Here is a 10,302-nt window from a genome sequence, read left to right as displayed (position 1 = left end):
GCGCGAGCACAAGAAGCTCGCTCTACGCCAAGCCGCATGACCAGTTTCATGATCGCCCATTTTGCAGAACTTGACGCACACAACCCCGTTAGGCCGAGGGACAGCCCCCCTCTGCCTTGCCAGGCATCTCCCCCGCAAGGGGGGAGATCGGACGTCGCCGAGACCTCCGCCAATCCTCAACGTCCTTTAAAGCCCTCAAACAAAACCGCCGGGCTTTTACCCGGCGGTTCGTAAGCGAATTCTTATCAATCAATACGGGCAGGCGTTGTCGGCGGTATAGTCGTGCACCTGGATCGTGCCGGCGATGATGTCGGCCTTGGCCTTTTCGACGGCAGCCTTCATCTCGTCGGTGACCAGCGCCTTGTTGTTGTCGTCCATGGCGTAGTCGACGCCGCCTTCTTTGAGGCCGAGATTTTGCAGGCCGCCCTTGAAGGTGCCGTTCTTGCCGTCCATGAAGGCGGTGTAGACCGCAACGTCGACGCGCTTCAGCATCGAGGTCAGCACCTTGCCGGGCTGCAGGCCGTTCTGGTTGGAATCGACGCCGATGCCGAGCTTGCCGGCATCCGCCGCCGCCTGCAGCACGCCGACGCCGGTGCCACCGGCCGCGGCATAGACGACGTCGGAGCCCTGGTCGATCTGCGTCTTGGCGATCTCGCCGCCCTTGGCCGGATCGTTCCACGCCGCGGGCGTGTCACCGGTCATGTTCTGGATGACATCGGTCGCACCGGCCGCCTTGGCGCCGCCGACATAGCCGCATTCGAACTTGCGGATCAGCGGAATGTCCATGCCGCCGATGAAGGACACCTTCTTGGACTTCGAGGCCATCGCCGCCAGGATGCCGACGAGATAGGAGCCTTCGTTTTCCTTGAAGACCAGCGAGCGGACATTGGGCATATCGACGGCATCGTCGATGATGGCGAAGTTGAGATCGGGATATTCCTTCGCGACCACCTTCAGCGCATCCTCCCAGGCAAAGCCGGCCATGACGATCGGGTTGCGGCCGTCCTCGGCGAAGCGGCGCAGCGCCTGCTCGCGTTGCGAGGCGTTCGACACTTCGAACTCGACATAGGCGGTGCCCGTCTCGGTCTTGAACTTTTCGGCGCCGTGATAGGCAGCCTCGTTGAAGGATTTGTCGAACTTGCCGCCGAGATCGTAGAGGATGGCCGGCTGGACATCCGCGGCGAAAGCCGGAAGAACCATTGCGGTTGCGGCCAGGAGGCCGAGAACGATACGTTTCATGTGATCCACACCCTGTCGGTTATTTTTTTCCGTTACGCGCCGCCCGTCTGCCCGGTTCTCCGGCAGGCACGCGGCATCAGCCAGGAGTGTACTCCCCTCCCGCTCAAGGCAATCTGGCACGGCCCGAAACAAAATTCACGCGGAATTTTGACCTTTTGGAAAAGCATGCCCCCCGTTGGAAAAACATGCCCAATGCGGTGACAGCTGTGGACGATTGCCGCGTTGTCGTCGCAGTCCGCCGGCACAACCCATCAGCCCGGCGCGAATTCTCCGCCGCGCCGCCGGCGCCGGTAGCCGATCGCATAGAGGATGAAGGCAAGCACCGCGAACACGGCAAACCCCGGCTGGGCAAGCACCCAGGCGATGCCGCCATCCCATATCATCGGATTGACCTTGGCGCGCACGAAGGTCTCGAAGGCCGCGCGGGTGTCGGGCGAAACCGCCAGCCAGCTCGAATTCAGCGGCGTCATGACCAATGCGGAAGCCGCCACCGAGCGCGTCGCGTCGAGCACGGCCATGATGACGGCGACCGAGAGTGCGACCATGGCCGCGAGGCGAAACAAAAAACGCAGCATCGAAATCTTCCCCGGTCCTCAAGTTCCTCCCGAGGACCTTCCGGTCAAAGGCGAGGAATAGAATGCGCACGCCCGGCGCGCAATCGCCATACGCGAATTTGAAGCCTATCGCCCGCCTATATGGCCACCTTTCGGCTCCGCCGATGGACGAGCCAGATGCCGAGGATGCCGCCGCCAATGGCCCCGACCACCAGCCCGGCAAGGCCGATGAACACCGCGAAGTAGCCGCAGCCGCCTTCGAAACAGCTGATGTCGGTGGCTTCGGCGATCCCCGCGCCGAGCGCGAAGCCGGCGACAGTGCCGACGACGGCGCCGAGGGTGATGCCGGCCAGCGCGGCGACGATCGAACTACAGGCTGACGGTGCCTGAGCTTCCGGCCTTGCATAAAAGGCCTTGGCCTCGTCGCGGCGGCGAAGCAGGTAAATGCAAAACAGGCCGATGACGATTTCGGTGGCGGCGATCGCAAGCTCCCTGGCGGAGACGGTGAAATCGGGCACGGTCAGCGCATAGACCTGCTCGGCCAGCCGCCAGGCGATGGTGGTGAGCTGCCAGATGGTGAAATGACGCGGAAAGCGCGCGGAACGGCTGAAGGCGAGACCGAGCAGATAAAGCCCCCACACGATGGTGACGATGTCGAAGGCCAGTCCGCCAAGCACGAAATAGAAGACCCTGTCCGGCACGCCGGAACTCTCGAACAGCCACCGCGCCGAGACCAGCCAGTAGACCGACCATGCCATGACGAAGAGGAGCCAGACCACGGGCACGAAGGACAGCCCGCTGTCCGGACGCCCTGCGGGCGTCAGCCCGCCTGGCATGCCTCCGGCCGGCGTTCCGCTGGCCGGCTGTTCATTGCTCGATGTCATGTCGGACGATGCCCCCCGCAAAGCCTCCGCCGCACTCGACAGGTGGCGAGGGGCGAAGTCAAGCGCGGCCGGCCCTGCCGCCTTGCCCGTGGAACACCATTCAGAACCGAAGCGCCTTAGAAGCGGAGCCGATCAACGCCCCGCGAAACGATGCATGGCCGGCAAAGCGAATAGACTGCCGTTATGGCTTGGCATTCGGCGCCGGATCGACTAGATGAGCCCCGCGCCTGTTTAATTGACGGGCGCCGGGAAAGGCATCCGCTGGTTGGCGGTGTCCATCAAGCGGGTCTTCCCGCAAATCCCAAAGGGATGCATCTCCCCAACCCGCGTGGCAAAACCGGCCGGGCGCGAATGCAAGGACGGAGAGGTGGCCGAGTGGTTGAAGGCGCACGCCTGGAAAGTGTGTTTACGGGAGACCGTAACGCGGGTTCGAATCCCGCTCTCTCCGCCATCGCCGTTGATTTTATTGTATTCTTTGACTATTTATCGATGTGCCATAACCGAGGAAACTCGACGGTAGCAACTCTTCGGAACCTTGCCCAGCCGGATCTTGAGTCTCGTGGCGGCGGAGCATTTGTTTGTCCCTCACAGCGATGTCGGGTCTCGTAACCCTAATTCGCCGTCACGCCTCACACAAAGAAAAACCCCGCCGAAGCGGGGTTCTCATTTCGGTCAAAAATCTCAGTAGGGAGAATTGCACTCCCGACGAGGGCCGTAGTTCGGCTGGTAGGTGTTGTCCGAGGCGCGGTAGCTACGGTAATGATCGTAGCACCACTGCACATGCGAATCGCCACCCCGGTAGACGCGATGGTTGTTGTTGAGCGCGCCGGTAATCAGGGCGCCGGCAATGAATGCTCCGGCGGGGAACCAGAAATCGCCGTGGCGGCGATAGCCGTGTCGGTAATGGCGCGAGCCGCGATGGCCGTTCCAGTAGGGGCCGTCATTGTTGTAGCGCGAGAAATTGCGATCGCCGCGATGCTTCATCCACGGCTTGTAGTCCACCGCCTGCACATCGGACGACGCCGAAGGCGCCTGCGGCGTGAACATTTGCGCTGCACCTGCAGGCACAGCGGCGGTGGCCGCGAACGAAACTGACAGCGTGACCGCCAGCATACCCGATACAATCTTATTCATGATCTTCTATCTTTCCGTTGCCGTCCCTTATGGGCTTTAAACGGTTTAAGAGCGTTCCGGTTCCGCCCGCCTGCCACAACAAAACCCCACACTTGGCGGGGTTCTGTCGTTTGCGATGCGGAGCGGTTAGGCGGAGAGCTTCGCAACCATCTCCGGAGTCAGAATGCAATGCGCCCATGCCTCGTCATCAATCGGCTTTAGGCTGTCCGCCAAGATCTATCCCGATTGGGATCCACGTTCATGAAGGATCGCACGCCGCAAATCCCGCGGACCTTGCTGGTCCTAACCCCTCCCATAACCATAGACGGCAAGATTTGGTCTTTGTGGGTTATCATTGCGCCGAGTTCGAATTTCCACGCTCGCTTAGTGGAGAGCTACGTAGCGCCGAAGCGGAAGACGCGACTTGTCAACAAGGCGTAGATCCCATGGTTGGCGGGGAGCGTTGGGCGTGTCCTTGTGCCGGCGCAGGGATGATGATTTGCTGCGATTCAACAAAGCGGGGGAACGCCATGGCGGACACGGTTATGAAGGCTCCGGTTCTGGATGTAGTTTTAGCATCTGGGATCGACGCCGCCTTAGGCACGGTGTCGGTCACATTTGGATCAATCGACACAAAGAGATTCCAACTCGATTTCTCCGCACAATGTGTTCCTTTGGCAATTGCTGCCCTCTCGGTCGAGATGGGAAAGCTCGTCGCCACTCTTCCTGCCGAAATGACACCAAAACTGCAGGGCATTTCTATAACGAGCACTCAACTGGCCATGAAAGAGGACGGCACTGTAGCCATCTTTCTCCGATTGGAGAGTGGAGCGGAACTGCCGCTTGATTTTCGGTTGGACGACCTCACCCGCCTGCGCCAACAAATAGACGAAGCGCTTACGCTGGCGGATCGAAAGACCCACCACTGATATAAGCTTCGTCCCGCTCTACATCCGCGCCTTGTCATCTCGCTGGTTGCTGCCGGCGTCTGGCGATTCCGGCAGCGCGATATAGTGGGCATGGCTTCCTGCCCCTGCTGGCCGGGCTGGGCACAACCGGGCTTAATGAACAAACTGCGACATAGCGCGTTGAGGCTCATTCGCGGAGGGAGCTTCAAAAATGGATCCGGTAACGGCTGCTGTGCTAGTTTTGCTTTCTTGCAGCCCCGGCCAGGGAGTCTGCGAACCACTCGGTACATCACCGGCCGTTTTCGGATCCCTTGACACATGCCAGTTGACGCTAGCGAGGAGGCTCGCGGACGCGCCCAACGGAGAGATTGTCGGTCGATGCCGTTTAATCGATCCGATGGCTACAGGTTCCGTTCCCGCGGGATACAGGACCATTGTCGTCACGCGGGGCACAGGGGCGGATTCGGTGAGCCGTCGCTATATCGTCCCGCACAAGGACTGAAGCCCGCGACATCGCCCGCACCTCTTGCGTAGGGGAAAGAGGCGCGGGGCCGACCGGCTGTTTTGCCTTGCGCAAACGCTTTCGGCTGGCAAGTTCATCAACCGGCTACCCGCAGCAGCAGTTCGGGCCGGGGTTAATCTCTATGACGGCCGCGTCTATGGGCCTGGCGGCGAAGGCTTCATCCGCCTGAATGTCGGCTGCCCGCGTCCCCTGTTGCGCCAAGGGCTGGAGCGCATGTCCAGCGCGCTGGCATCCCTGTGATCGAGCGCCAGGGTGCTTCGGATTCGAGCCTGGTACTTGATGCCGGCAGCCGGTAAGGAAACGTCCGAGGGCCGACGAGCCAGGTGGCCCGCAAGTCCGGATTCCATAGCCGTGCCGGACACAACCCTCAAGCCAAAGTCGACATGTCCAGCTTGATCGCCGCTACCATTTCACAGCGAACCCGAGCTTGGCGCCCAGGGCGTGGCTATCGCCAAAATCCTTGAGGCTTGTCCGCGCTGTCCCTTCTCCGAAGACGGCGTAGCGGCCGTCCGCCCAGCTCAGCGAGCCACCAAGGCCGACACCGCCCCACAGCGCCTGATTTTCGCTGACCAGCTTCGTGCCAGACACATCGACATCATTTCCGTCGAGGAAGTCGTAGTAAAGGTTGCCGAGCCCATAGATGTGCGTACGGCTTACCTGCCCGGCATCGTCCACCCACTGGTCTTCATAGTCCGCGGAGAGGCCGAGCCGGCCAACGAGGCTGTTGCTGCTGCCGGGCGACACGATGGCGCCAAACGGGTCGGTGAACGTGTCGAAGTCGACCGACGAATAGGCAAGCTGGGCTTGCGGCGTCAGCGACCAGTTGCCGTTGAGGGCGATCTTCTGTCCAGTCTCGATGCTCAGCCCGTAGCCGAAACCGTTGTTGCTGTCCGCAAGCGTGGTGCCCAGCGTGGCCGACCGGATGTCACTGTCATACCATGTCGCCTCAGCCTGCGCGTCGACGTAGAAGCCACCGCTGCCGAACCAGGTGAGCGTGCTGCCGACGCCGAAGCCGGTGGCAGCGATCGACCCTGCCCCGAAGATCGAGGAGACGTCCGACGACGCGGTTCCGTAGTGGGCCGTAATCCCTCCGATCAGGGTACCGGCGTCGCTTTCGTGCAGCAGGCCATCGACGCCGGCCTGCAGCTTCCAGGTGGTCACGTCATAGTTCGTGCCGGAGGTCGACGTCTCAGGCTTGATCTCGGCATGGGCAGCTTCGATGCGCGCCCATATCGCCTTGCCGTCGACCGAGCCCTGGCCTGGCAGGTCCGCACCTTGCGGCGTAGCACCCTCGCCCCACGACCGATTGCCAATGCGTTGCTGCATGGTGCCCAGTTCATTGAAGGCCTGCAGCACCCCTTCATAGGCCTCGTACAGAGGCACGCCGGGCGAATAGAGCGGCTGCGGATCGGGATCGCCGTTGACCAGGGCCGAGCGCAGATACCAATCGCCATCGGCCGGTGTGCTGACGCCGTTCTTGTAGAGCCTGTATGCGTAGGCGCCCGCGACGACCGCTGCATCGCCTTCGAAGGTATAATTGCCGTCGAGCGAGAAGCTGCCGTTCGAGACGCCGCCGACGTCGACGATCTTGATGCCTCCGACCGTTTGGGCGCCCGACCCGCCGAAATTGACGACCTGAAGGGTACCCGTCCCTGACGTGTTGCCGGCGATCACCAGCATGTCTGTCGGCGAACCGTCACCACCGAGCGCAGCGTTGAGAACGACGGCGCCGCTATTGCCGACATAGTCGCCGCTTACGGTAAGTGTGTCGCCTGGGACGCCACCCGCGATGCGCACCGTTCCGGCGTTGCTCAGCCCCGCAATCGTCTGGGACGTGCCGGCAAGATCGAGCGTGGCGCCCGAGGCGACGGAAAACTGCGAGGAGGAACTGAACGCGTTCGCAGCGCCCGCGGCAAGCGTGCCGCCGCTGACCGTTGTGGCGCCGGTAAAGCCTGAGTTGTCCAACGCAAGCAGCAGCGTGCCTTGGCCGTCCTTGATGAACGTACCGGCGCCCGAGAGCACGCCGGCATAGCTGGCGGAGGCGACTTGGTCGAATGTGAAGGAGGCGCCGGCGCCGATCGCGACATCGCCACCTAAGCGCTCGGCTGCCGAGACGAGGCCGCCTTGATTGACGGTCCAGTCCAGCAGCGACGTGCCTGACAGCGTCAGCACGCCGGCGCCATCCTTCATCATTGCGCCGGTGCCGGAGATATCGCCGGCGAAGCTGGCGTCCGCCGCCTGGTCGAACACGACAGTGCCGGAATTGCCGATGTCGCCACGAATCGAGGTTGCATCGCCGACCAGCGTGCCAGCGCTGACCAACGTGTTGCCGCCATAGCTGTTCGTTCCCGTAAGCGTCAGCGTGCCGGCGCCGGTCTTGGCAAGGCTGCCAGCGCCAGAGATCGCACCGGACAAGGTCAGGTCGGCCACAGTGTCGAAGGTGCCGCCGGCCGACGAAAGCGTGACGTCGCGCGCCGAGCTGAACGCCGCTGTGTTGCGCAGCGTCCCGCCGGAGAGCGTCAGGCCGCCAGCGGCAACGCCGAGATTGTTGTCGGCTGAAACAGATAGCACGCCGCCCAGGACGGTGGTGCCGCCCGTGTAGGTGTTGGCGCCGGACAGCACCAGCGTGCCCGCATCGGTCTTGGTCAGGCTGCTGGTCCCGGTTAGCACGGAGGCGATGGTGGCGGTGTAACCTGCTCCGGCCACCGTGCCGTCGCCGACCCGGATGATGCTCTCGCCACCGGCGCCGGCGAGCGTGACGGAGTCGCCCTCGATGCCGTAGCCATCGGCAGCGAACTGCATGCCGGTAACCTCCAGCGCGCCGGCGCTGTCGTCGGTGGTGACGGTGCCGCCAAGCGTCTGGAAGATGGCGAAACCGGGTTGCGGCTTCATCGCGCCGGTCACCAGGCCGGTGCTCGTCGTCCACGTCGGGCTTGCCGCAGTCCACGTGCCGTTGCCGCCATCGACCAGCTCGTTGTTGGCATTCCCGGCCGCGTCACCGTCCCAGAACAACAGGTCGTTACCGACACTGCTGATAAGATTGACCTGGTTGGCGACAGAAGTCTGCACCGTCAAATCGGCCGCCGTGACGCCGGCCGGCAGATTGCCGAGTTCGAGACCATTGTCGGTGAGGGCGCCGCCATAATTGATGAGCCGGTAGACGCCAGGGCCAAAGCCGCCTACATCGGTGATGTTGAGGCTGCCGTCCAGCGTCAGCGCTCCGGTCACCTCGATCAGGTCGTTGACACCGCCGCCGACAATTCCTGCCTGGCCGAGCTCGTAGTCGAGCATAGAACCGGAGCTCAGGCTGAGCGATCCGACCGTAAGCGTACCCGGACTGGAGCCGGGGGCCAGCACGCCGCCATCGGCGACGATCACCGCGCCGCCTATCGAGCCGGAGCCGCCCAGCGTGCCGCCGCTGTTGACCGTCGTTTCGGTATTCCCAAGCGAACCTTCGACGACGAGCTTGCCCCCGTCGACCGTGGTACGGCCGGAATAGGTGCTGTCGCCGTTGAGCACCAGGGTGCCGGCGCCCTCCTTGTAGACGCCGCCCACGCCGCTCAGCTCGCCATTCGCGGTCAGCGTCGTACCCGCCGCCGCGCGGAAGTAGCCATAGGCGGAAGTGAGCTTGACATCGCGGCTCATGGCGAAGCTTGCTGTCGTGCCGAGTTCGCCGCCGTCGAGTGTCAGCAGGCCCGTAGCGGCACCCAGATTCTGGTCCGACGCGACCGAGATGCTTTTGCCGGTCCCGACCTTGGTGCCGCCGCTGTGGGTGTTGGCACCGGTCAGCGTCAGCGTGCCGAAGCCTTCGATGTCGACGCTGCCCGAGCCGGAGATATTTCCGCCGAAGGTGTGGGGGCCGAGGTCGAGAAACGAGACAGCGCCGTTGTCCAGGATGTCGCCACGGATCGCCACGGTGTTGCCGGCAAGCGTTCCTGCATTGACGATGTTGCCACCCGTATAGCTGTTGGACAAATTGGTGACGTTGAGGGTGCCGGCGCCGCTCTTGACCAGTGTGCCGGTGCCGGTCACCTGGCCTGACACGTCCAACTGCGTGCCTGCCACCGTGTCGAACCCGCCGGTCGAATTGATCAGGACATTGCGATTGGTGGCGAAGCTGGTGGTCGTGCGCAACGTGCCGCCGTCGAAGGTCAAGCCGCCCGACAGGGCGCCCAGATTGTTGTCACTCGAAATTTGCAGGGTCCCGCCGGACAAGGTCCAAGGCGTGACGGCAGTTGTCGTCCCCGTTAGGGTCCAGGTGCTGTTTCCGGTTTTCTCGTAGAACCCAAACCCGTCATATTTGGCGCCAGCGCCGATCTGCGACACACCGAAACTGGCGCTGATATCGCCACCCAGCTTGAATGTATCCGCGGCGCTGAAAGCGACCACATTGCCTGTGATGGTGGAGCCGGCCTGAATCTCCAGCGAATTGACGCCGCCGGTGAACTGGATGGCTTTGCCGGCTGCCGGCGTTCCGCCACCGGTGCCGACGGCACCGCCGCTGATCGTACCCGCATTGATGACCGCGATGTTGGCGCCCTTGATCCCTGCGGCGCCATCGCCGCCTGCCAAGGAGCCCTGACCGCCACCGCCGCCAACGATCGTCGCACCTAGCTTGTTGATGACGGTTCCACCTGAAAGCAGCAGAACAGCGGCGCCACCGTCCCCACCGCCGCCGAGAACTGTTCTTCCACCGGCACCCCCGAGCAGATTCCCGCTGTTCTGGATTGTCCCGCCGCCCATCAGGACGATGGCAGCCGCGCCGCCGCCACCACCTGCTTGGACCCCAATTGTGGAGAGACTCGTGCCGCCGGTAACGCTGCCGCCCGCCTCTACAAACACGTTTGCGGACGAGAATATGCCGACGCCGCCACCACCGCTGCCGCTGTTGCCATTGGTCCCACCTCGGCCGCCAGTGCCACCACTCACCGATCCCGTGCCATTGACTGTAACGTCGGCCGTGGCACTGACGCCCACACCGCCACCGCCACCGCCGCCGCTCCTGACGACGCCATTCGTGCCAGGGGAGCCCAAAGCGCCGGCCCCGCCGCTGATGCTGGTTGCAATGGTCCCGTCTGTCG

At 63.2% G+C, this 10,302-nt stretch carries 6 protein-coding genes and 1 tRNA gene; 2 read left to right on the top strand and 5 right to left on the bottom strand.

Annotated elements, in window-relative coordinates; all coding sequences use genetic code 11:
• Positions 1–249 precede the first annotated feature (249 nt).
• From NKI35_RS02075 to NKI35_RS02065, 3 genes are all read right to left on the bottom strand, one after another.
• Positions 250–1,239, bottom strand: a complete 990-nt coding sequence (locus tag NKI35_RS02075; protein ID WP_023683177.1) for a BMP family lipoprotein — start codon at positions 1,237–1,239, stop codon at positions 250–252.
• Positions 1,240–1,490: 251 nt separating this feature from the next.
• Positions 1,491–1,814, bottom strand: a complete 324-nt coding sequence (locus tag NKI35_RS02070) for a hypothetical protein (RefSeq protein ID WP_023691865.1) — start codon at positions 1,812–1,814, stop codon at positions 1,491–1,493.
• Between the two features lie 116 nt (positions 1,815–1,930).
• Positions 1,931–2,677, bottom strand: coding sequence for a hypothetical protein (locus NKI35_RS02065; RefSeq protein ID WP_352738277.1), 747 nt, complete (start codon positions 2,675–2,677; stop codon positions 1,931–1,933).
• A 361-nt stretch (positions 2,678–3,038) separates the two neighbouring features.
• Here NKI35_RS02065 and NKI35_RS02060 point away from each other — a divergent pair.
• Positions 3,039–3,128: transfer RNA gene (locus tag NKI35_RS02060), tRNA-Ser, on the top strand.
• A gap of 230 nt (positions 3,129–3,358) precedes the next feature.
• Here NKI35_RS02060 and NKI35_RS02055 read toward each other — a convergent pair.
• Positions 3,359–3,811, bottom strand: coding sequence for a BA14K family protein (locus tag NKI35_RS02055; protein WP_352738275.1), 453 nt, complete (start codon positions 3,809–3,811; stop codon positions 3,359–3,361).
• 509 nt (positions 3,812–4,320) lie between these two features.
• Here NKI35_RS02055 and NKI35_RS02050 point away from each other — a divergent pair.
• Complete coding sequence (locus NKI35_RS02050) at positions 4,321–4,719, top strand: hypothetical protein (RefSeq protein WP_023683172.1); 399 nt, start codon at positions 4,321–4,323, stop codon at positions 4,717–4,719.
• A gap of 904 nt (positions 4,720–5,623) precedes the next feature.
• On the opposite strand, the gene NKI35_RS02045 is transcribed toward NKI35_RS02050, so the two are convergent.
• Positions 5,624–10,255, bottom strand: coding sequence for an autotransporter outer membrane beta-barrel domain-containing protein (locus tag NKI35_RS02045; RefSeq protein ID WP_352738273.1), 4,632 nt, complete (start codon positions 10,253–10,255; stop codon positions 5,624–5,626).
• Positions 10,256–10,302: the final 47 nt, after the last annotated feature.

It is taken from the genome of Mesorhizobium sp. M0676 (assembly GCF_040320535.1).
In the GTDB taxonomy this organism is placed as follows: Bacteria; Pseudomonadota; Alphaproteobacteria; order Rhizobiales; family Rhizobiaceae; genus Mesorhizobium.
The sequence above is the reverse complement of the archived record's forward strand: the minus strand, read 5'-3'. Positions and strand labels throughout refer to the sequence as shown.